The sequence below is a fragment of the Mesorhizobium sp. BH1-1-4 genome, assembly GCF_020165665.1.
Taxonomy (GTDB): Bacteria; Pseudomonadota; Alphaproteobacteria; order Rhizobiales; family Rhizobiaceae; genus Mesorhizobium.
On the sequence record NZ_JAIUIN010000013.1, the window covers coordinates 26,013 to 45,372 of the forward strand.

General features: G+C 63.6%; 25 protein-coding genes. 14 read left to right on the forward strand and 11 right to left on the reverse strand.

Annotated elements, in window-relative coordinates; translation table 11 throughout:
• Nucleotides 1-98: 98 nt before the first annotated feature.
• Nucleotides 99-917: a helix-turn-helix domain-containing protein gene (locus LB569_RS20865; protein ID WP_224693919.1), complete on the forward strand. Its 819-nt coding sequence runs from the start codon at nucleotides 99-101 to the stop codon at nucleotides 915-917.
• A 28-nt stretch (nucleotides 918-945) separates the two neighbouring features.
• On the opposite strand, the gene LB569_RS20870 is transcribed toward LB569_RS20865, so the two are convergent.
• Nucleotides 946-2,007: an LLM class flavin-dependent oxidoreductase gene (locus LB569_RS20870; RefSeq protein ID WP_224693920.1), complete on the reverse strand. Its 1,062-nt coding sequence runs from the start codon at nucleotides 2,005-2,007 to the stop codon at nucleotides 946-948.
• 221 nt (nucleotides 2,008-2,228) lie between these two features.
• Here LB569_RS20870 and LB569_RS20875 point away from each other — a divergent pair, with 221 nt between their 5' ends.
• Entirely contained in the window at nucleotides 2,229-2,657 is a 429-nt protein-coding gene (locus LB569_RS20875; RefSeq protein WP_140703060.1) for a DUF6481 family protein, read from the forward strand.
• Nucleotides 2,658-2,796: 139 nt separating this feature from the next.
• On the opposite strand, the gene sugE is transcribed toward LB569_RS20875, so the two are convergent.
• Nucleotides 2,797-3,111 carry a quaternary ammonium compound efflux SMR transporter SugE gene (sugE, locus tag LB569_RS20880; RefSeq protein WP_224693921.1) on the reverse strand — a complete coding sequence of 105 codons (315 nt, stop codon included), beginning with the start codon at nucleotides 3,109-3,111 and terminating at the stop codon, nucleotides 2,797-2,799.
• Between the two features lie 197 nt (nucleotides 3,112-3,308).
• The gene (locus tag LB569_RS20885; protein WP_181173632.1) at nucleotides 3,309-3,491 is read right to left on the reverse strand and encodes a hypothetical protein; all 183 of its coding nucleotides are present in this window, start codon (nucleotides 3,489-3,491) and stop codon (nucleotides 3,309-3,311) included.
• Nucleotides 3,492-3,645: 154 nt separating this feature from the next.
• On the opposite strand from LB569_RS20885, the gene LB569_RS20890 reads away from it, so the two are divergent.
• The 3 genes from LB569_RS20890 to LB569_RS20900 all read left to right on the forward strand — a co-directional run bounded on the left by LB569_RS20890 (nucleotide 3,646) and on the right by LB569_RS20900 (nucleotide 6,053).
• Nucleotides 3,646-4,455 (forward strand): transglutaminase-like domain-containing protein, encoded by an 810-nt coding sequence (locus tag LB569_RS20890; protein WP_224693922.1) that lies wholly within the window; start codon nucleotides 3,646-3,648, stop codon nucleotides 4,453-4,455.
• Between the two features lie 119 nt (nucleotides 4,456-4,574).
• Nucleotides 4,575-5,534 carry a cation diffusion facilitator family transporter gene (locus LB569_RS20895; RefSeq protein WP_224693923.1) on the forward strand — a complete coding sequence of 320 codons (960 nt, stop codon included), beginning with the start codon at nucleotides 4,575-4,577 and terminating at the stop codon, nucleotides 5,532-5,534.
• A 114-nt stretch (nucleotides 5,535-5,648) separates the two neighbouring features.
• Nucleotides 5,649-6,053: a GFA family protein gene (locus LB569_RS20900; RefSeq protein WP_224693924.1), complete on the forward strand. Its 405-nt coding sequence runs from the start codon at nucleotides 5,649-5,651 to the stop codon at nucleotides 6,051-6,053.
• Nucleotides 6,054-6,142: 89 nt separating this feature from the next.
• On the opposite strand, the gene LB569_RS20905 is transcribed toward LB569_RS20900, so the two are convergent.
• Entirely contained in the window at nucleotides 6,143-7,396 is a 1,254-nt protein-coding gene (locus tag LB569_RS20905) for a DNA recombination protein RmuC (RefSeq protein WP_224693925.1), read from the reverse strand.
• A gap of 103 nt (nucleotides 7,397-7,499) precedes the next feature.
• Between LB569_RS20905 and def the strand changes: the two genes are divergently transcribed.
• The 6 genes from def (at nucleotide 7,500) to truA (ending at nucleotide 11,081) form a co-directional block, all read left to right on the forward strand.
• The gene (gene def, locus LB569_RS20910; RefSeq protein ID WP_224693926.1) at nucleotides 7,500-8,030 is read left to right on the forward strand and encodes a peptide deformylase; all 531 of its coding nucleotides are present in this window, start codon (nucleotides 7,500-7,502) and stop codon (nucleotides 8,028-8,030) included.
• Between the two features lie 78 nt (nucleotides 8,031-8,108).
• Nucleotides 8,109-8,396, forward strand: a complete 288-nt coding sequence (locus LB569_RS20915; protein WP_140703046.1) for a plasmid stabilization protein — start codon at nucleotides 8,109-8,111, stop codon at nucleotides 8,394-8,396.
• Nucleotides 8,393-8,818, forward strand: coding sequence for a type II toxin-antitoxin system VapC family toxin (locus LB569_RS20920; protein WP_224693927.1), 426 nt, complete (start codon nucleotides 8,393-8,395; stop codon nucleotides 8,816-8,818). Before LB569_RS20915 ends, LB569_RS20920 begins: the two co-directional genes overlap by 4 nt.
• A gap of 38 nt (nucleotides 8,819-8,856) precedes the next feature.
• On the forward strand, nucleotides 8,857-9,810 hold the full coding sequence (gene fmt / locus LB569_RS20925) for a methionyl-tRNA formyltransferase (RefSeq protein ID WP_224693928.1): 954 nt from the start codon (nucleotides 8,857-8,859) through the stop codon (nucleotides 9,808-9,810).
• Entirely contained in the window at nucleotides 9,807-10,313 is a 507-nt protein-coding gene (locus LB569_RS20930) for a GNAT family N-acetyltransferase (protein ID WP_140703041.1), read from the forward strand. The genes fmt and LB569_RS20930 overlap by 4 nt, the downstream gene beginning before the upstream one ends.
• Nucleotides 10,314-10,334: 21 nt before the next feature.
• On the forward strand, nucleotides 10,335-11,081 hold the full coding sequence (truA, locus tag LB569_RS20935) for a tRNA pseudouridine(38-40) synthase TruA (RefSeq protein ID WP_140703039.1): 747 nt from the start codon (nucleotides 10,335-10,337) through the stop codon (nucleotides 11,079-11,081).
• Between the two features lie 53 nt (nucleotides 11,082-11,134).
• Here truA and LB569_RS20940 read toward each other — a convergent pair whose 3' ends face one another.
• Together LB569_RS20940 and dapE are read right to left on the reverse strand one after the other, a co-directional pair.
• The gene (locus tag LB569_RS20940) at nucleotides 11,135-11,767 is read right to left on the reverse strand and encodes a transporter (protein ID WP_224693929.1); all 633 of its coding nucleotides are present in this window, start codon (nucleotides 11,765-11,767) and stop codon (nucleotides 11,135-11,137) included.
• A 5-nt stretch (nucleotides 11,768-11,772) separates the two neighbouring features.
• Nucleotides 11,773-12,966, reverse strand: a complete 1,194-nt coding sequence (gene dapE, locus LB569_RS20945; protein WP_224693930.1) for a succinyl-diaminopimelate desuccinylase — start codon at nucleotides 12,964-12,966, stop codon at nucleotides 11,773-11,775.
• A 125-nt stretch (nucleotides 12,967-13,091) separates the two neighbouring features.
• On the opposite strand from dapE, the gene LB569_RS20950 reads away from it, so the two are divergent.
• Nucleotides 13,092-14,144 (forward strand): 2-dehydropantoate 2-reductase, encoded by a 1,053-nt coding sequence (locus LB569_RS20950; protein ID WP_224693931.1) that lies wholly within the window; start codon nucleotides 13,092-13,094, stop codon nucleotides 14,142-14,144.
• On the opposite strand, the gene LB569_RS20955 is transcribed toward LB569_RS20950, so the two are convergent.
• From LB569_RS20955 to dapD, 4 genes are all read right to left on the reverse strand, one after another.
• Nucleotides 14,047-14,820 carry a hypothetical protein gene (locus tag LB569_RS20955; protein ID WP_224693932.1) on the reverse strand — a complete coding sequence of 258 codons (774 nt, stop codon included), beginning with the start codon at nucleotides 14,818-14,820 and terminating at the stop codon, nucleotides 14,047-14,049. The two genes, LB569_RS20950 and LB569_RS20955, sit on opposite strands and share 98 nt — an antisense overlap.
• 30 nt (nucleotides 14,821-14,850) lie before the next feature.
• Nucleotides 14,851-15,228 (reverse strand): DUF805 domain-containing protein, encoded by a 378-nt coding sequence (locus LB569_RS20960; protein WP_181173590.1) that lies wholly within the window; start codon nucleotides 15,226-15,228, stop codon nucleotides 14,851-14,853.
• Complete coding sequence (locus tag LB569_RS20965; RefSeq protein WP_140703030.1) at nucleotides 15,221-15,574, reverse strand: DUF805 domain-containing protein; 354 nt, start codon at nucleotides 15,572-15,574, stop codon at nucleotides 15,221-15,223. The genes LB569_RS20960 and LB569_RS20965 overlap by 8 nt, the downstream gene beginning before the upstream one ends.
• 72 nt (nucleotides 15,575-15,646) lie before the next feature.
• Nucleotides 15,647-16,501, reverse strand: coding sequence for a 2,3,4,5-tetrahydropyridine-2,6-dicarboxylate N-succinyltransferase (gene dapD, locus LB569_RS20970; RefSeq protein WP_224693933.1), 855 nt, complete (start codon nucleotides 16,499-16,501; stop codon nucleotides 15,647-15,649).
• Between the two features lie 225 nt (nucleotides 16,502-16,726).
• On the opposite strand from dapD, the gene LB569_RS20975 reads away from it, so the two are divergent.
• Nucleotides 16,727-17,572: an LOG family protein gene (locus LB569_RS20975; RefSeq protein WP_115141502.1), complete on the forward strand. Its 846-nt coding sequence runs from the start codon at nucleotides 16,727-16,729 to the stop codon at nucleotides 17,570-17,572.
• Nucleotides 17,573-17,697: 125 nt separating this feature from the next.
• On the opposite strand, the gene LB569_RS20980 is transcribed toward LB569_RS20975, so the two are convergent.
• Nucleotides 17,698-18,402, reverse strand: coding sequence for a pyrimidine 5'-nucleotidase (locus tag LB569_RS20980; RefSeq protein WP_140703026.1), 705 nt, complete (start codon nucleotides 18,400-18,402; stop codon nucleotides 17,698-17,700).
• A 161-nt stretch (nucleotides 18,403-18,563) separates the two neighbouring features.
• On the opposite strand from LB569_RS20980, the gene LB569_RS20985 reads away from it, so the two are divergent.
• Nucleotides 18,564-19,325 (forward strand): GGDEF domain-containing protein, encoded by a 762-nt coding sequence (locus tag LB569_RS20985; protein WP_140703024.1) that lies wholly within the window; start codon nucleotides 18,564-18,566, stop codon nucleotides 19,323-19,325.
• The last annotated feature ends 35 nt before the right edge of the window (nucleotides 19,326-19,360 follow it).

Sequence of the window (19,360 nt, forward strand, 5' to 3'; positions counted from 1 at the left end):
GCTGGTGCCATGCGCCGTCAGGCAATGCCGGTCGTATCGGTGTATCGTCCGAGGGATCGCGAGGACAGAGGACTATGAAAACGAACCCTCGAACGACCATGACAGCCGACCTGGGCACGCTCTTGCGTTACTGGCGCGACGTGCGTGGCAGAAGTCAGCTTGACCTATCGCTCGATACCGGCATTTCGCAAAGGCAGATCAGCTTCATCGAAAGCGGGCGCAGCGTTCCCGGCCGTGAGACCTTGATGGCGATCGCCGGGGCGCTCGATGTGCCTTTGCGCGAGCGCAACGCCTTGCTTCTGGCGGCGGGCTACGCGCCGATGTTTTCCGAAGGCGCCTGGGACTCCGTGGAAATGAAGAGCGTGACCGATGCCTTGACGCGCATCCTGCGGCAGCACGAACCCTATCCGGCGCTGGTCATGGATCGGTACTGGAATGTGCTGATGACCAACCAGGCCGCGCCGCTCTTCTTCGGCTGTTTCCTCGACATGGCCGCAAGGCAAGGGCAGCGCAACATGCTCCACCTCATCTTCGATCCCGAAGGCATGCGCCCGTTCGTCGCCAATTGGCCCGACGTGGCGAGGAGCCTGTTCGAGCGGGTCTATCGCGAATCCATCGGCCGGGTCGTCGACGAAAAGACCGGGGAACTGCTGGCAGCGCTGCTCGCCTATCCGGACGTGGACGTCGAGTGGAAAAATCCGGTGGCGATCGGCTTCATGCCGGTCATTCCGCTTGGTTTCGTCAAGGACGGTCGCCGCTTGAATTACTTTTCGATGGTCACCACGGTGGGCACTCCTCAAACTGTCGCCGCCCAGGAACTGCGCATCGAGTGCATGTTCCCGGCCGACGAGGTGACCGAGACCCACCATGCCGCGATGATGGACGCGGCCTCGTACCGGGCAACGCTAGCGCAATGAGGCCCCATCGCTGCGGGCCTCATCAAGGTCACGCCACGGGCGCCGCCACGGCCGGCACGGGTTTGACCGTTTCCTTGCGCACGATCGGCGCGACCTTGGTGCCGTAAAGCTCGATCGCCCTCATGATCTTGGCGTGCGGCATGGTGCCGATCGCCATTTGCAGCAGGAAGCGGTCATTGCCGAAGATCCTGTGCTGGGCGACGATCTTTTCGGCCACCTGCTCCGGATTGCCGACGAACAGCGCGCCATCGGGACCACGCGACTGATCGAAATGCGCGCGCGATGTCGGACCCCAGCCGCGCTCACGGCCGATGCGGTTCATCACTTCGGCCTGCGGGCCATAGAAATCATCCGCCGCCTGCTCGGTCGTGTCGGCGATGAAGCCGTGCACGTTGATGCTGGTGGCCAACCCTGCCGGATCGCTTCCGGCCCGCTTGGCGGCCTCACGGTAGAGGTCGAACAGCGGCGCGAAGCGCGCCGGTTCACCGCCGATGATGGCAAGCGCCAGCGGCAGGCCGAGCGCGCCGGCGCGAGCGGCCGATTGCGGCGTCCCGCCAATGGCGATCCAGACCGGCAGCCTGTCCTGGAAGGGCCTGGGGTAGACGCCGCGATCGTTGATCGGCGCACGCAGACTGCCCGACCAGGTGACCTCCACCTGATCGCGGATGGCAAGCAGAAGGTCGAGCTTTTCGGCGAACAGCTCGTCATAGTCTTCCAGCTTGTAGCCGAACAACGGGAAGGATTCGATGAATGAACCGCGCCCGGCCATGATCTCGGCCCGGCCGCCGGACAGAAGGTCGAGCGTGGCGAATTGCTGGAAGACGCGCACCGGGTCATCGGAGGAGAGCACGGTGACCGCACTGGTCAGCTTGATGCGCTTCGAACGCTCCGCCGCCGCGGCCAAAGCCACGACCGGCGCCGAGGCGGCATAATCGGGCCGATGGTGTTCGCCGAGGCCAAAGACATCGAGCCCGACCTGGTCGGCCAGTTCGATCTCCTCGATCAGGTTGCGCAGCCGCTCGTGCGGGCCGATGGCGCCGGGACCCGGCACAGGGCTCACATCGGCAAAAGTGTAGAGGCCGAGTTCCATTTGGATGTCATCCCAGTGTGTTGATTGTTGCGCTAGAGGTAGCGGCGCGTCCGTCGCGCCGCCAGAGGGCCGCTGGTGAACAGTGCATGTCGATTTCGGCGGGAAATGCGTCTCCCCGGTGCAACATCCCGGAATTTCATGGCTGGCATACCGTTTTGGCGCTTGAACTCCCGGTTTTCGCGCGTATGTAAGCGTCGCGAATAGACTTCAAGGAAGTGGACTTGGCTATCTACAGGGAAAAAGACATTTTCGAGCGGCGCAATGCCGCGACCGAGGCAAAGAAGGCGCTTCTGGAGCGCTTCAAGTCAAAGCCGGCAGCAGACGATCCCGCCGTGCTGGCGCGACAGGCCGAACGCAAGGCGATCCTTGCGGCCCGTGAAATCCGCGAGGCCGAAAAGGCCAGGCTGAAGCAGGAAAAGCTGGCACGCGAGGCGGCCGAGAAGGCCCAGCGCGAGGCCGCCGCCGAAGCGGCGCGCATCGCCGCCGAAGAGGCAGCGGAAGCGGAGGCCAAGGTTCGGGAGGCTGAAGAGACCGAGCGCATTGCTCGCTTGCTTGCCGACGAAGCCGAGCGAAAGGCAAAGCGCGACGCGCGCTATGCGGCACGCAAGCAGCGCACCGGCAGGACACCGCCCGGCTTTACGGGTCGCTAGGAGCGCACTCGCCTCGACGGATGATGAATGAGGGACGCGCCAAGGCGCGGCCCCTTTCGCGTTTGTCGGTGTTGCCCACGGGAAGCCTCCCTGCGTCCAGGGATGTCGATCGATATCGTCTGTCGGCGGCCAAGGCCGTTCAGGCCGCGAATTTCAGCCCCATGATACCGCAGACGATCAACGCGATGCAGCCGAGCCTGATCGCCGTCGCCGGCTCGCCCAGCAGCCAGATACCGAGCAGCGCCGTGCCGACGGTGCCGATGCCGGTCCACACCGCATAGGCTGTGCCGACAGGCAGCGCCTTCAGCGCCAGGCCGAGCAAGGTGAGGCTGACGATCATCGAAGCGACCGTGAGCACGGTCGGAACCAGCCGGGTGAAGCCGTCGGTATATTTGAGGCCGATCGCCCAGCCGATTTCGAACAGGCCGGCGAAAAACAGAAGAATCCATGACATAGGAACGCTCCATCCAGAACATCCGAAAGGTCTTCGGCTGTTTCATCAAACAATGGGCGGGCCGTCCCAACCGGATTTTCGGGAAATGCGAGGTCGTCCCCGCATCGTCGATATAGGGTGTCTGAACGCCCAATCAACAACTCGCCGGCGGCATTCGGAACGCCGCCGGTAAAATCCATGCGCGCGCTTGGCGAGATCTACTTTTCCTTGATCCTCATTGCCTTGACCGGCGGCGCCTTCAGGGCCGGAGCGGCTACAGGCTTCTTGGCGTCTTTCTTTGGTTTGCGGGCTTCCTTGCCTGCCTTCATCGCACCTTTAGCCATGATTCGTTCCTCCAGTTGCGGGAAGCGAAGTGAAACAAGAGAAACGCTTTGCCGCAAGGGGGGAGCGCCTGTCACGGCCCCCGGCCGGCCGCTTTCAACCGGTTTCTAATTTGCTCGTAAACCCCGGCGGTCCATGCCATGGTTGTCTTCGCGCTGCAGCATCGACCCGCGCACCGCCGGGTGATCGTCAGGCAGGCCGGTCAGGACGACAATGCGGATCCATATCGGCTGCGAGATGAGCTTCGACTTTCCGCAGGAAACGCCGCTCATCGCGATGCTCAATGTCCACTATTCCCGTGCCTCCGATCTCGAGCGCCCGGATTTCCTGACCTCCAACCCGCCAGTCCCGATTCAGGGTTATCGCGACAGTTTCGGCAACTGGTGCAACCGGTTCGTCGCGCCCCCCGGGCGTTTCACTTTCGGCACGGATGCGGTGATTCGCGATCCCGGCACATTCGAGATGGGCGAACTCACAGCGTGGCAGCACGAGGTGCGCGACCTGCCGGCGGAGACACTGCTGTTCCTGCTGCCCAGCCGGTTTTGCGAAAGCGACCTCTTGGCAAACGAGGCATGGCGGCTGTTTGGCCACACGCCGCTCGGCATCCCGCGCGTACAGGCGGTGTGCGATTTCGTCCATGACCACATCGTCTTCGACTACGGCAACGCACGGGTGACGCGCACCGCCGCCGAAGCCTGGCGCGAGCGGAGCGGCGTGTGCCGCGACTTCGCGCATCTCGCCGTCACCTTCTGCCGGGCACTCAACATCCCGACGCGCTACTGCACAGGCTATATCAGCGACATCGGCATGCCCAAGCCTTGGGCGAGCATGGATTTTTGCGCCTGGATGGAAGTCTATCTCGGCGGCCGCTGGCACGCTTTCGATCCGCGCAATAACGCGCCACGTATCGGGCGCATCCTGATCGCCTCCGGGCGCGACGCCGCCGATGTGCCGCTGACCCATATTTTCGGACCAGGGACACTCGCCGGCTTCAAGGTGTGGATCGACGAGATTCAGGAATAGCCGGCGGCTCCTTCCCGCTTCTTCGAAGAGTTTGAACGACCGGGGGATTGGCGCGTTGTGATGGCTGTGGAGCTTCGGCGGCGGGCAGCTACACTGTATCTTGAAGGGGACAAACCTGCATGGCAGGGCACGGCGGCTCCAAAACGGTCATCTATGCGGCGCTCGCCGGCAATCTTGCCATAGCGCTGACCAAGTTCGCCGCCGCCTTTTTCACCGGCAGTTCGGCAATGCTGTCGGAAGGCGTGCATTCGCTGGTCGATACCGGCAATGGCGGCCTGCTCCTCTACGGCATGCACCGGGCCGCGCGCCCAGCCGACCGTACGCATCCGCTCGGCCATGGCCGCGAACTCTATTTCTGGAGCTTCATCGTCGCCCTTCTCGTCTTCGCGCTGGGCGCCGGCGTGTCGCTCTACGAGGGCATCATCCACATCATGGCGCCCGAACCGGTCGCCAACGTCAAGGTCAACTACATCGTGCTCGGCCTGTCCTTTTTGTTCGAAGGCAGCTCCTGGCTGGTGGCACTGAAGGAATTCCGCAAGCAGAAGGGCAAGCAGGATTGGCTGACAGCGGTGCAGTCGAGCAAGGATCCGAGCGTCTACACGGTGCTGTTCGAGGACAGCGCCGCCCTGCTCGGCCTGATCGTCGCCTTCGCCGGAATCCTTGCGGCGGAACTGCTGGAGATGCCCGAACTCGACGGCGCCGCCTCCATCGGCATCGCGCTCATACTCGGCGCCACGGCGATTTTCCTGGCGCGCGAAAGCAAGGGCCTGCTCATCGGCGAGCCGGCCTTACCCGAGGTGCAGAGGAAGGTGCTGGCAATCGTCCAGCAGGATCCGGCGGTGCAGCGGGCGAACGGTGTGCTGACGGTGCATATGGGACCGGAAGAGATCGTTGCAGCCCTGAGCGTCGAGTTCGAGGACCATCTGGCGGCGCCGGAGATCGAGGCCTGTGTCGAGCGCATCGAGGCGCGGCTGAGGAAGGAAATGCCTGAGATCACGCGGCTGTTCGTCAAACCGCAGACGTCAGGCACCTGGGAAAAACGGCGCAAGGTGATCGAATCCGCGTCAGGAGAAAGTTGAGCATGACTCCGAAACCCCTCTTCATGATCATGCCCTGGCCTCTGGACCAGCGCCGCGCCGTTGCCTCGCATCCCCGCGCCGCTAAGATCAGCCAAACGATTTGGAGGAATGACGATGAAGATCGACGGCGGCTGTCATTGTGGTGCCATCGCCTATGAGGCGGAGGTCGACCCGGAAAAGACCTCCATCTGTCATTGTACCGATTGCCAACAACTGACCGGCACGGCGTTTCGCGTCACCGTTCCCGCGCCGGAGGATCACTACCGGATCACAAGGGGCACACCGAAAATCTATATCAAGATCGTGGCGAGCGGCGCCAGGCGAGCCCAGGCTTTTTGCGCCGACTGCGGTTCGCACCTTTATGCGACATCGGTCGGCGACGGTCCGAAGGTCTATGGGATCAGGGTCGGCACCTCGCGGCAGCGCCAGGACTTGATCCCCAGACACCAGAAATGGCACCGGTCGGCGCTGCACTGGCTTCCGGAATTCGAGGGCATGACGACGGTGGAGGAGCAGTAGCTCCTGTCTCTCACCCAATTCCCAAGGGGAAGCGCTACGCGCTTCTTCCGGGAAAACCGCAGCGCGGTTTTCCTGGAATTGCTCCCCTCTCAGTCGTCGCCTTCGACGACCCTCAACCTCAGCTGTCCGGTCTTGGAATCGGCCACCCGCGGTGCGGCCTCCACTTTGGTGGCGCCGCCGCGCGGGGCTTCGGGCTCGCCTTCCCCGAATTCCAGCGCCTCGATCTTCTGGCCGCGCTTGGTCACTTTCGAGGTCGAGACTAGGATGTCTTCGATGTCCTTGGCCGACTGGCCGAAATGGCCCTGCAATTTGCGCACCCGCTCGTCGACACGCTGGACGTCCTCCATCAGCCGGATGACTTCGCCCTGGATAAGATGCGCCTGCTCGCGCATGCGGGCATCCTTGAGGATCGACTGGATGACCTGGATCGACAGCATCAAGAGAGAAGGCGAGACGATGACGACGCGGGCGCGGTGCGCCTTCTGGACAACCGCTTCGAAATTCTCGTGGATCTCGGCAAACACCGATTCCGACGGCACGAACATGAAGGCGGTGTCCTGGGTTTCGCCCTGGAGCAGGTATTTTTCCGAAATGTCGCGGACGTGGATCTCGATATCGCGGCGAAACGCCTGGGCCGCGGCCTTCTGCAGGTCGACGCCATCGGCGGCGCGGATGGCATTCCAAGCCTCCAGCGGAAATTTGGCGTCGATGGCCAGCGACGGCGCGCCGTTCGGCATTTTCACCAGGCAATCCGGCCGGCTGCCGTTCGACAGTGTCGCCTGGAATTCATAGGCGCCGTGCGGCAGGCCGTCGGCGACGATCGCCTCCATGCGCGACTGGCCGAAGGCGCCGCGCGTCTGCTTGTTGGAGAGGATCGCCTGCAGTTGCACCACCTGGCCGGCCAGCGACTGGATGTTGCCTTGCGCGGTGTCGATGACCGCCAGCCGCTCCTGCAGTTTCGCCAGACTTTCATGGGTGGATTTGGTCTGTTCTGTCATGGTCTGGCCGATGCGGCCGGTCATGGCATCGAGACGCTGGCCGATCGACTGCGTCAATTCGGCCTGGCGGGCGCCGAACACTTCGGCGATGGCGCCCATGCGGCCCTGCATCTCGGCCTGGGATTGGAGAATGCCGGCCATCCGCGCCTCGGCGTCACGGGCATGGTCGGCGGCTTCCGCGGCAGCCACCGTGCGGGCCTTGGCCGACCGCCACAGCGCAACGACGAGCGCTATGAACAAGCCGAGAAACAGCAACGCGCCGAAGGCCAGTGCGTGGCCGAGCGTGATTGTCGAGGCGCCAAGCCGCGCGACGGGCTCCGAAAGGATGGTGCTCAGATCATTCATGTGGACAGCATAACCGATTCGGCACGCTGGCACAGATCAAAACGTGAACGAGACGCAGGCGCACCGGTTGACGCCTTTCCTTGGAGGTCTTAGGTGAAGCGCCATGCCGATCAAGCCGCTCATCATCCTTCCCGACCCCATCCTGCGCCAGGTTTCCAAGCCGGTGGAGCGCGTCGACGCGCCCTTGCGCAAACTGGCCGACGACATGCTGGCGACCATGTATGACGCGCCCGGCATCGGGCTGGCGGCGATCCAGATCGGCGAGCCGCTTCGCATGCTAGTGATCGACCTCGCCAAGGAAGACGAAACGCCCGCGCCCCACGTCTTCATCAATCCCGAAATTCTCGAAAGCGCCGACGCGCGGTCCGTCTACGAGGAAGGTTGCCTGTCGATCCCGGACTATTATGCCGAGGTCGAACGCCCGGCTTCGGTGCGGGTCAAATATCTCGACCGCGACGGCACGCTGCGGGAGATGGAGGCCGAAGGGCTGATGGCGACCTGCCTGCAGCACGAGATCGACCATCTTAACGGCGTGCTGTTCATCGACCACATCTCGAAGCTGAAGCGCGACATGGTGGTGAAGAAGTTCAGGAAGCTCGCCAAGGACAAGGCGCCTGGCAAGCTGGTCGGATAGGCGCGGATCGACAGCGTAGACTCCCATTGAGCCGCAACCCTTATCGTGATATCACCGATATCAACGCTGGAGGGTTGCATGGGCGATATGCTGATCAGGGACATCCCCGAACCGTTGAAACGCGAAATCGAACAAGCTGCGCGAAGCGGCGGCCAAAGCTTATCCGGCAAGGCGATCGATCTTTTGCGTAAGGGCATGGTCGCCGAAAAGGAGGCCAAGCCAGAGCCTGGTCTGTCGGCATGGGACAACATTCGCTCCGCGTTCGCGGCCGAGAATGCGGTCGACGACGAGTTCGCCGAGATCATGGAAGAAATCGAAGCGGAGAGAAAACGCGACTTCGGGCGAGCGGTCGAGGATTTCGAGTGATCGTCCTCGATACCAACGTCATTTCCGAAACGAGCAGGATGGCACCCGATGCGAACGTGGTCGAATGGTTTCGCAAACAGGAGTTGCTCGACTTGTATCTGTGCGGCCCCGTCGTCATGGAGCAATCCTTCGGTGCCGAACGGTTTCTGAACAAGACCGGTTCCGATCGTCATGTCCGTGCTCTCGATCACCTGATCTCGAAGCAGTTCTCCGGTCGCGTCGTCGAATTTACTGGCTCCATCCCCCGTCTTGCCGGCAAGCTCCGGGCGGCGCGGGAAAGGATCGGCCGCCCTATCAGCCTTCCGGACGCCATGATCGCCGCGATCTGCCTCGCGCATGACGCTACGCTGGCGACCCGCAATGTCCGCGACTTCGACGGGCTTGACCTGAAGCTCGTAAACCCGTTTGAAGCGGTTGCCTGAACCGGCTCGTGCAAGCAGAGAAAGACCACGGAAGAAAAATGGCCCTTCGCGTCATCTTCATGGGCACGCCGGAGTTTTCGGTGCCGACGCTGCGCGCCATTGCTGAAGCCGGACATGAGATAGCAGCTGTTTATACGCAGCCGCCGCGCGCCGCGGGCCGGCGCGGGCTGGAACTGACGCCATCTCCGGTGCAGCACGAGGCCGAGCGACTGGGCATCGAGGTGCGCACGCCGACATCTCTGAAAGGCGAGGCCGAGCAGGCCGCTTTTGCCGCGCTCGACGCCGATATCGCCGTGGTGGTCGCCTATGGCTTGCTGTTGCCGAAGGCGGTTTTGGGGGCGCCCCGGCTTGGCTGCGTCAACGGCCACGCCTCGCTCTTGCCGCGCTGGCGCGGCGCCGCTCCCATCCAGCGCGCCATCATGGCCGGCGACACGGAGACCGGCATGATGGTGATGCGCATGGAGGAGGGCCTCGACACCGGTCCGGTGGGATTGCTTGAAAAATGCGCCATCGACCCCGATATGACAGCCGGCGATCTGCATGATCGGTTGATGAGCATTGGCGCGGCCCTGATGGTGGAAGCGCTGGCGCGGCTGGAAGAGAGCACCCTGACATTTACCGCGCAGGCGGTCGACGGGGTGACTTACGCCAGGAAAATCGATAAATCCGAGACGCGCTTGGATTGGACACGGCCTGCTGTCCAGGTCCACAATAGCGTTCGCGGCTTGTCGCCCTTTCCCGGTGCCTGGTCCGAGATTGAAATTGGCGGCCGCATGGAGCGGCTGAAATTGCTTCGCTCGACGCTGTCCGGGGGCCTGTCGCTTTCGGAAGATTTGGGCGAGTCGGGAGGAATTCTCGATGATCGGCTGACGGTCGCCTGCGGAAAAGGCGCGATCAGGCTGGTCGAAGTTCAACGTGCGGGCGGAAAGCCCGCCGCCGCGTCGGAATTCCTGCGCGGAGCCAAGATCGAAAAAGGACTGAAATTCTCATGAGCATGATGTCGATACGCGCGGCGACGCCGCGGGACCGCGAGGCCATTCGCCTCGTCGAGGAACACGCGTTCGGCCAGCAAGCGGAGGCCGGGCTGGTCGACGCGTTGGTGACGGGCGGTGATGCCGTCGTCGAACTGGTGGCGGAAGAAGACGGCCAGGCCGTCGGCCACATCCTGTTTTCGCGGCTGTTCGTCCAGAGCGGCGGCAAGAGCTTCGCCGCCGTGGCGCTGGCGCCATTGGCGGTGGAACCGTCTTTTCACGGCTCCGGCATTGGCGGCGCGCTGATCCGCGAGGCTCACATCCGGCTCAAGGACGCTGGCGAGACGTTGGCCGTGGTGCTGGGTGATCCGGCCTATTACGGCCGTTTCGGCTACAGCCATGCGCGTGCCGAGAACTTCGAAAGCGAATACCAGGGCGAAGCGCTGCAGGCGCTTGCCTGGGGGGACGCACCCGAAGCCGGCAGACTGGTCTATGCCTCCGCCTTCACCGCTCTCGCCGCCTAGGCGCGCGAGAACCGCCGGAGCATGCCGCGTTTTCGCCTCGATATCGAATATGACGGCAGCCTGTTTGCCGGCTGGCAGCACCAGGCCGATCAGCCTTCGGTGCAGCAGGCGATCGAGCAGGCGGTCGAGAAATTCAGCGGCGAAGAGGTCCGCTTGCGCGCCGCCGGCCGCACCGACGCCGGCGTGCATGCGACCGCCCAGGTCGCGCATGTCGACCTTGCCAAGGCATGGTCGGGCGACAAGGTGCGCGACGCCATCAACGCTCATCTGCAGGCGGCCGGCGCGCGCATTGCCGTGCTGAAGGCCGCGGTCGTCCCCGACGAATTCGACGCCCGCTTCTCGGCCACCGGCCGGCACTATCTCTACCGTGTCCTCAACCGGCGCGCGCCCTCGGCACTGGAAAAGGGTAAGGTGTGGTGGGTACCGAAGCGGCTCGACGCAGCCGCCATGCATGAAGCCGCGAAGCTCCTGCTCGGACGACACGACTTCACCACCTTCCGCTCGACCCAGTGCCAGGCAAACAGCCCGGTCAGGACGCTGGAGCGGCTCGATGTCAGCCGGACGGGCGACGTGATCGAGGTAAGAGCCTCGGCGCGCTCCTTTCTGCACAACCAGGTGCGCTCCATGGTCGGCTCGCTCAAGCGGGTCGGCGACGGCGGCTGGACATCAGGCGACCTCAAGGCCGCGCTCGAGGCGCGCGACCGCGCCGCCTGCGGCCAGGTGGCGCCGCCCGACGGACTTTTCCTGATAGGCGTCGATTACCCCTGATGGAACCCCGTTCCATCGATGGAACCCGGTTCCATCGGAGACAAGCACCCAGCCTACCCCGGATAGAGTCCCGACAGGCTCTGCGCCCCGACATCGTCCGGCACGCTGATGCCGAGCAGCATCTGCAGCTCGAACAGCACCAGCAGCGAAGCGATGAACATGCCGACGAAAACGGCTGTGCCGACGGCTGCCCCCTTGCCGATCGTGACATTGGTCATGCGCCAGGTCAGCACCATCGACAGGGCAAACAACAGCAGCGACACCAGGCTTGAGACCTGGCTTGCCGACGACAGGAAAAGCCTGATCAACGCTGACGGCAGCATCAGCCAGGCGGTGATCGCCGAGGCCCAGTTGCTGGCGACGACATAGTGGACGAAGCGCCCGCCAATGCCGGCGCGCGGCGCCACCAAGGCGAGCGCCACCAGCGGCAGCACCCAGGAGCCGATATCGACCGTCGCCAGGCGCACCAGCATGGAGAAGCGGCCGGCGAAGGCATCGGGGTCGCCGATCTCGTTGGCGATGCCGACCCAGCCGACGATGAGCGCCGGAGCCGCGACGATGATGGCGAAGAACGAGTTCCAGAAACCATCCGCCGATAGGTCGAGCAGGCGCAGGCCGTCGACCTTGCCGAGCATCAGCCGCCAGGCGCCCGTCAGCGAAGCTTGGGTTTCGTCCGCCGAAAGCATGCTGGTCAGCCCTGTCCGAACCAGTCTTCGATGAAGCGCTGGTAGATTTGAGTCAGCGTTTCGAGATCGGCGATGGCGACGCGCTCGTCGACCATGTGCATGGTCTTGCCGACCAGGCCGAACTCGACCACCGGGCAATAATCCTTGATGAAACGCGCATCCGATGTGCCGCCGGAGGTGGACAAAGCCGGCTTTTTGCCGACCACCGCGCCGACCGAACCGCTCAGCGTCTCGGCCAACCTGTCGTCGCGGGTCAGGAAGACATGGCTTGGCCGGTCGCGCCAGACCAGCTCATAGTCGACCGGCGTTGTCTTGCCTGGCCGGTACTTCTTGCGCCCCGCCGCCTGATCGAGGCGGTTGTGGATTTCCGCCTGGACCGTCTCGGCCGTCCAGCTGTCGTTGAAGCGGATGTTGAAGGTGGCGGTCGCCTTGGCCGGAATGACGTTGGTGGCCGGGTTGCCGACATCGATGGAGGTCACCTCCAGATTGGTCGGCTGGAAATCCTTCGTGCCCTTGTCGAAGACGGGATGCAGCAAGGCGTCGACGAGGCTCATCAGCCCGCGCACCGGATTGTCGGCGAGCTGCGGATAGGCTGCGTGCCCCTGGCGGCCATTGACGGTGATGCCGCCCGACATCGAGCCGCGCCGGCCGATCTTGATCATGTCGCCGAGCGCATCCGGATTGGTCGGCTCGCCGACGATCGAGGCGTCCCATTTCTCGCCCTTGGACGCGGCCCATTCGAGCAGCTTGACCGTACCGTTGATGGCCGGCCCTTCCTCGTCGCCGGTGATCAGCAGCGAGACCGAGCCCTTCGGGCCGCCCTTCTGCTCGACATGGCGCGCCACCGCCGCGATGAAACAGGCAATGCCGCCCTTCATGTCGACCGCGCCGCGGCCATACATCTCGCCATTGGCGATCTCTGCGGCGAAGGGCGGATGCGTCCAGGCGGCTTCGTCGCCGACCGGCACCACGTCTGTATGGCCGGCGAACATCAGATGCGGGCCGTTGCCGGAACGCCTTGCATAGAGGTTCTCGATATCGGGCGTGCCGTCCTCGGAGAACACCGGCCGGTCGACGAGGAAGCCGAGCGGTTTCAGCATCGCCTCCAGCGCGGTGAGCGCGCCGCCTTCGGCTGGGGTCACCGAGGCACAGCGGATGAGGGAGGCAAGGTTTGCGGCGGGATCGGTCGGCAGCGTCATGGCAAAAGCGATAGTCGAAAGCTGAGGGCCTGTCACGGCCAGACGTAGAGGCCAGCCCTATCGCCGACGATGCCGCCGACATTATGGTTTTCATGTCGTATAGTCGGACTGGTGCGGAGCAAGAGATGGCAAACGGGGGAAACAGGATCGTCATTGCCGGCGCCGGCAGCATTGGCTGTTATGCCGGCGGCTGCCTGGCACTCGCCGGGCGACAGGTTGTCCTGCTCGCCCGGCCGCGCATCGAAGCAGCGTTGCGGCAGGGCGGATTGCGTGTCAGCGACCTCGAGGGCCGCGACCGCCTGATCAAGCCGGAACAGCTCGTCGTCACCACCGATCCGGCCGCTGCCTTGCCGGAGGCCGATGTGATACTGGTCACCGTCAAGAGCGGCGCGACGCAGGATATGGCGGCACTGATCAAGGCCCATGCCCGTCCCGAAGCCGTGGTGGTGAGCCTGCAGAACGGCGTCGACAATGCCGACAGGCTACGCGCCGCGCTTGGCCAACGAACGGTGCTGGCCGGCATGGTGCCGTTCAATGTCGTGCAGTCGCCGGATGGCGAACTGCCGCTGCGCGTCCACCGTGCCAGCGACGGCAACGTAATGGTCGAGGACGGGGGACTTGCCGGGCTTCTCGATGTCGCCAGTTTTCTTGATGTCGAAGGCCTCGCCGTCGAAACGCATGGCCACATGAAGGCCGTGCTGTGGGGCAAGCTGCTGATGAACCTGAACAATGCGCTGGTGGCGCTGTCGGACCTGCCGCTGGCGACCGAACTCGCCGACAGGCGCTGGCGGCGAATCCTGGCCGGCCAGATCGACGAGGCCTTGCGGGCGATGAAGGGTTCCGGCATCGAACCGGCGCGCATCGCCGGCCTGCGGCCGGCGCTGCTGCCGACAGTGCTGAGGTTGCCCGACTGGCTGTTCAAATTACTGGCGCGGCGCATCCTGGCAATCGACCCCGAGGCCCGCTCGTCGATGTGGGACGATTTGCAGCGTGGCCGGCCGACCGAGATCGACGACCTGCAGGGTGCTGTCTTGCTACTGGCCGAAAAAGCCGGCACGCCGGCGCCGACGATCCGGCGGGTCAGCGCCTTGGTGCGCGCGGCGGAAGCCGAACGGCTTGGCTCGCCGGGCCTGGCGCCGCGACAGGTAGCGCCGCCGGATGGCTCTCGATCAGCGTGATCTTCTGCCAGATCTTTCGCGACAGGTTGGACGCCAGGTTCTCGATGTCGTTGACGCCGTCGATCACCACGTCGTCATTGACGGACTGCGCGAACAGCGCCGCGATCTTGCCGGTGATCGACAGCATTTCGGAGCAATAGTCGAGATAGCGCGCGAGATCCGGGGCATTGGTGATGCGCGCCGGAGAGTGCGAGGTCGGCTTGAAACTGGCCGACAGCGCCGCCGGATCCTTGGTCAACTGGTGCATGTCGATGACGTGAATCAGCGATCTGAGGCCATGCAGCTGGCGAAACACCTGCTTGCGCTTGATGCGCTCCTCGGTGCGGATCAGGGCAAGGAAGCCGAGCACGGCGAGGATGATCATGTTGATCGTGGCTTCGATGCCTTGCACCGACTGCACCGCGTCGTCGGCCTGGGAGATGTGAATGAGCGGCAGGATGGTGCCGACAAACAGGAAGATCAACGCGCCGGCGATGACGGCCGCGACGATAATGCCGCGCAGCCACCAGATCGGCGCTTCCAGTGCCTTGGCGGCCTTGGCCAGATCGCGCGACAGCGACACCAGTTCGGCGGCGACGCCGCGCAACCCGGCGTCCGGGAAACGCTCGGCGACGCGGCCTTCAAGCCGCTCGGCGGTTTCGATGATCAGTTTCGGATCAAGCGTGCGGTAGCGCATGGCGAGATATCCGACCCCATGAATCGGGCCTCAGGGTTGCGCCGGCTCGTTGGTGCGCCGGCCATAGCGATTGGGTCCAGGCTGCCCTGGAAACAGGCACAAGACAATAAAGGCGACAATCGAGACGACCGGCACGAACAGGATCAGCGCGGCAATGCCCGGCTTGTCGAGGTCGTGCAGCCGCTTCACCGCCAGCGCGATGTTGGACCACAGCGAGGCGATGAAGGCGATGAAGAAGATGAACGACCACATGTTGCTCTCGGGCGAGCCCTCCGGCACCAGTGTGAAACGGTACAGCGGGAACGCCTGGATTATGGCGACGAGCAATCCGCCGAGGAAATAGGCCGCGCGGCTGACGCGGCCCGATGTCTTGAAAAAAAGCCAGGTGAGATCTGATCTGTCAGGCAAGCGGGTCCGGTCCGTATTGATTGGCACCCTTGGTGCCCTCGAGAATGCCGCACTCCACCAGGAACCAGATCGCGCCGATGACAGGCACCAGGATGATCAGGGTCCACCAGCCGGATTTATCGCGATCATGCCAACGCTTGGCATAGACGGCGAAGATCGAATAGAGCATGGCGAGCGAGTAGAGCAAATAGATAAAGCCGTAAGGCATCTGGTTGAATGTGGTGCCCAGTATGTTGTCGAGGATCATCGCGATCACCGCGCCGACGAAAATGACGCCCACGCATGCCCAGAATTTTGCGCGGTTGATGCGGCCCTCATAGCTGGTCAGCAGATATTTCCAGTCCATGTCACCCCTCCATGTTGAACCAGCGCGACCGATCGTCGCGCCGGCGGAAGGTGCGCTTGCCGGGCTGAAAGATCAATCGCGCAGCAATTCGTTGATCGAGGTCTTGGAGCGGGTCTTGGCGTCGACGCGCTTGACGATGACGGCGCAGTAGAGGCCCGGACCCGGCTCGTTGTTCGGAAACGCCTTGCCCGGCATCGAGCCGGCGACGACGACGGAATTCGGCGGCACCTCGCCATAGAAGATCTCGCCGGTTGCGCGGTCGACGATCTTGGTCGACTGGCCGATGAAAACGCCCATGCCGAGCACCGAGCCTTCGCGCACGATGCAGCCCTCGACGACTTCGGAGCGCGCGCCGATGAAGCAGTTATCCTCGATGATGGTCGGGCCGGCCTGCATCGGCTCCAGCACGCCGCCGATGCCGACGCCGCCCGAAAGGTGGACGTTCTTGCCGATCTGGGCGCAGGAGCCGACCGAGGCCCAGGTGTCGACCATGGTGCCGCTATCGACATAGGCGCCGACATTGACGAAGGACGGCATCAAAACGGCGCCCGGTGCGACATAGGCCGAACGGCGCACGATCGACGACGGCACGGCGCGGAAGCCAGCCTTTTCGAAATCGACGGCGCTCCAGCCGTCGAATTTGGACGCTACCTTGTCCCACCACACGGCCTCGCCGGGGCCGCCCTTGATGATTTCCATCGGATTGAGCCGGAAGGAGAGCAGCACCGCCTTCTTCAGCCACTGATTGACATGCCATTTGCCGTCGGCCTGCCGCTCGGCGACCCGGACGGTGCCGTGGTCGAGCAGGTCGAGCGCCGACTGGATGGCGTCGCGCACTTCGCCGCGGGTCGCGGTCGAAATGGCGTCGCGTTCCTCGAAGGCCTTGTCGATGGTCTTTTCGAGGCTCGCCAGATCGGGCTTCGACATGAATTTGCTCCATTACCAAGCTGTTAAGGGGCTGCGCCTTAACCTGTTTTAAAGTCGCGCGGACCCCTGGCATGCTTTGCATGCCTGGGTCTTTGCATGTAGCAGGTTCTTGTCGCAAAACCGCCGGACACGTTTGCGGAACCTGCTTATGTTAAGGCTTAATGAGGGTCAATCGCGGCTGCGTCACGGGACGACGCAAGTGAAGGAATTGGACGGGTGGATTTGATGACTCCCATGGAAAAGGCGGGCTGGACGCCGCTGCCGCATTCGGACGAGGATCTGGAGCGGTCGAAAAGCGTGCCGGACACGCCGCAAACGCGGGCCGAGACCTATCGCCTGGCCTGGAACGATCCCGACTTCATGACGCGCCGCGAACTGCGCGCGGTCCGGCTGCAGCTCGAACTGCTGAAACCGGAAATGATCCTGGCCGAGCGTGGCATCCGTTCGACGGTGATCCTGTTCGGCGGCGCGCGTCTGCCGGAGCCCGGTGGCGAGGCCTGGGCGGCCAAGAACGAGACGCAGAAGAAGAACCTAGAGGAAAACAGCAAATATTACGAGGAGGCGCGCAAATTCGCCCGCCTCTGCTCGCAGCAGTCGGCCGCCTCATATTACCGTGAATACGTCGTGGTGACCGGTGGCGGTCCAGGTGTCATGGAAGCCGGAAACCGCGGCGCCGACGATGTCGGCGCGCCGTCGATCGGGCTCAACATCGTGCTGCCGCACGAGCAGGCGCCGAACGCCTATGTGACGCCGGAACTGTGCTTCAACTTCCACTATTTCGCCATCCGCAAGATGCACTTCGTCATGCGCGCCAAGGCGGTGGCGGTGTTTCCCGGCGGCTTCGGCACGATGGACGAGTTCTTCGAGACCCTGACCTTGATCCAGACCGGGCGCATGGAGCGCGTGCCGGTGATCCTGTTTGGCAAGTCCTTCTGGAAGCGGGCGATCGACCTCGACTTCCTCGCCGAGCAGGGCACGATCAGCCCCGGCGACCAGGACATCATCGATTTCGTCGACACGGCCGACGAGGCCTGGGGCATCATCAGCCGGTTTTACAAATTAGGGGAGTAGGGATGGGAACTGGGGAATTGAACTGGGGAATTGAAGAACTGAAGAACTGAAGAACTGAGGAAAAAAGGGGGGCCGGGTCGTTCCTCAATTCCTCAATTCCTCAGTTCTCCAATTCCCTAATTGCCCTACTCCTTCTCCACAATCGCCGTGAGAAACGTCGCCAGGTCGTCGGTGACATAGTCGACATCGTCCTCCTGCGCTGGATCGCGTTCCCAGATCTCGGAAAAGGTCGGCTCGAAATTGCGCGGCACCACGAGAACCGTGGTCATGCCCAGCGACTTAGGCACCGCCAGGTTGCGCGCGAGATCCTCGAACATCACCGCGTTGTGGCCGGTGACGGCGTGCAGCTCGGCGAATTTCTCATAGGTCTGGCGCGCCGGCTTGGGATTGAGGCCGGCGGCGACGATGTCGAAGATGTCGTCGAAATGGTCGAGGATGCCGAGCTGGCGAGCGGTGCGTTCGGCATGCCTGCGGTCGCCATTGGTGAAGATGAACTTGCGGCCGGGAAGCTGGCGAATGGCGGTGCCCAGGACGGGATCTGGCACCAGCCACGAATAGTCGATGTCATGGACCTTCTCGAGAAAGTCGTCCGGATCGATGCCGTGGCGCGTCATCAGCCCGTTCAGCGTCGTGCCATATTCGCGATAGAGCTCCTTCTGCAGCTTGCGCGCCTCCTCGCGCGGCAACGCCAGCAACTCCCCGACATAGGCAGTCATCTTGACGTCGATCTGCGAGAACAGATTCGAGTGGTGCGGATAGAGCGTGTTGTCGAGGTCGAACACCCAGTCGGTGACGTGGGCGAAGCGGGTGGGATCGGGAAGCGTCGTCATGGGCTCCTTATGGCATGAAACAGAGATTCCGAAAGGGACTTTATCCACAACTTCTGCCCGTTGAGGTTGCAGAAATGGCCTGGCGATTCAAATTTTAACCATCCGGGAAAGGTGGCCTTCAGGGCTTGCTGGCACAGAGACAGTCCTGTGGGGAGTTCGCGATGAACAGCATTATACTGAGATCCGCCGCCATCGCTTTCGCCTCCGTAGCCGCTTCCCTCCTGCTGACATTGATCATCGTCCCAGCCATGGGATTCCCGATCACGCGCACGATCTGGCTGACCTCGACCCTCTGTCCGCTGGTCCTTGCCTGGGCAGCCTGCGCCAGCACGTTCTGGCAGAGCGACAGGCTGAAGAACGCGCATCGCGAACTTGCCCGCGCCCATGCCCAGCTCGCCGCCGCGCACCGCCGCCTGGCGGAAAAGGCGAGCCGCGACGACATGACCGGCATGCTCAACCGGGAGAGCTTCTTTGCCGCGCTGGACGGGTCCCGGCGCAAGTCCGACCGCGGCGCGCTGCTGATCATCGACGCCGACCATTTCAAGGCGATCAATGACAGTTTCGGCCACCTGACCGGAGATGATGCGCTGCTGCTGATCGCCAGCGCCATCGAGCGCGGCGTGCGCAACGGTGACGTGCTCGGCCGCATCGGCGGCGAGGAGTTCGGCGCGTATCTGGTCGGAGCCACCGAGCAGGAGGCCAAACGCGTCGCCGAGCGCATTCGCCGCGAGGTCGAGCTGATCCGCTTCCGGCCGGTCGACGAAAGGACCATTCCGCTCACTGTCAGCATTGGCGGCACCGTCTGCGGCGAGGAGGCCAACGTCTCCGAACTGATGCGGGCCGCCGACCGGCGTCTCTATCAGGCCAAGCATGCGGGCCGCAACCTGACGATGCTGGACACGGACATTTCCGCGGCCGCGTGAGCCGGCGGGTCGATACACTCGGCCCGTTAAGGGAT

What these genes read in the sequence shown, in the direction of transcription:
- LB569_RS20865 (WP_224693919.1), top strand. Translation starts at nt 99, where the DNA reads ATGACAGCCGACCTGGGCACGCTCTTGCGTTACTGGCGCGACGTGCGT.
- LB569_RS20900 (WP_224693924.1), top strand. Translation starts at nt 5,649, where the DNA reads ATGAAGATCGACGGCGGCTGTCATTGTGGTGCCATCGCCTATGAGGCG.
- fmt (WP_224693928.1), top strand. Translation starts at nt 8,857, where the DNA reads ATGGCCCTTCGCGTCATCTTCATGGGCACGCCGGAGTTTTCGGTGCCG.
- LB569_RS20915 (WP_140703046.1), top strand. Translation starts at nt 8,109, where the DNA reads ATGGGCGATATGCTGATCAGGGACATCCCCGAACCGTTGAAACGCGAA.
- def (WP_224693926.1), top strand. Translation starts at nt 7,500, where the DNA reads ATGCCGATCAAGCCGCTCATCATCCTTCCCGACCCCATCCTGCGCCAG.
- dapD (WP_224693933.1), bottom strand. Translation starts at nt 16,501, where the DNA reads ATGTCGAAGCCCGATCTGGCGAGCCTCGAAAAGACCATCGACAAGGCC.
- LB569_RS20940 (WP_224693929.1), bottom strand. Translation starts at nt 11,767, where the DNA reads ATGCTTTCGGCGGACGAAACCCAAGCTTCGCTGACGGGCGCCTGGCGG.
- dapE (WP_224693930.1), bottom strand. Translation starts at nt 12,966, where the DNA reads ATGACGCTGCCGACCGATCCCGCCGCAAACCTTGCCTCCCTCATCCGC.
- LB569_RS20955 (WP_224693932.1), bottom strand. Translation starts at nt 14,820, where the DNA reads ATGCGCTACCGCACGCTTGATCCGAAACTGATCATCGAAACCGCCGAG.
- LB569_RS20950 (WP_224693931.1), top strand. Translation starts at nt 13,092, where the DNA reads ATGGCAAACGGGGGAAACAGGATCGTCATTGCCGGCGCCGGCAGCATT.
- LB569_RS20975 (WP_115141502.1), top strand. Translation starts at nt 16,727, where the DNA reads ATGACTCCCATGGAAAAGGCGGGCTGGACGCCGCTGCCGCATTCGGAC.
- LB569_RS20905 (WP_224693925.1), bottom strand. Translation starts at nt 7,396, where the DNA reads ATGAATGATCTGAGCACCATCCTTTCGGAGCCCGTCGCGCGGCTTGGC.
- sugE (WP_224693921.1), bottom strand. Translation starts at nt 3,111, where the DNA reads ATGTCATGGATTCTTCTGTTTTTCGCCGGCCTGTTCGAAATCGGCTGG.
- LB569_RS20965 (WP_140703030.1), bottom strand. Translation starts at nt 15,574, where the DNA reads ATGGACTGGAAATATCTGCTGACCAGCTATGAGGGCCGCATCAACCGC.
- LB569_RS20930 (WP_140703041.1), top strand. Translation starts at nt 9,807, where the DNA reads ATGAGCATGATGTCGATACGCGCGGCGACGCCGCGGGACCGCGAGGCC.
- LB569_RS20985 (WP_140703024.1), top strand. Translation starts at nt 18,564, where the DNA reads ATGAACAGCATTATACTGAGATCCGCCGCCATCGCTTTCGCCTCCGTA.
- LB569_RS20890 (WP_224693922.1), top strand. Translation starts at nt 3,646, where the DNA reads ATGCGGATCCATATCGGCTGCGAGATGAGCTTCGACTTTCCGCAGGAA.
- LB569_RS20870 (WP_224693920.1), bottom strand. Translation starts at nt 2,007, where the DNA reads ATGGAACTCGGCCTCTACACTTTTGCCGATGTGAGCCCTGTGCCGGGT.
- truA (WP_140703039.1), top strand. Translation starts at nt 10,335, where the DNA reads ATGCCGCGTTTTCGCCTCGATATCGAATATGACGGCAGCCTGTTTGCC.
- LB569_RS20980 (WP_140703026.1), bottom strand. Translation starts at nt 18,402, where the DNA reads ATGACGACGCTTCCCGATCCCACCCGCTTCGCCCACGTCACCGACTGG.
- LB569_RS20895 (WP_224693923.1), top strand. Translation starts at nt 4,575, where the DNA reads ATGGCAGGGCACGGCGGCTCCAAAACGGTCATCTATGCGGCGCTCGCC.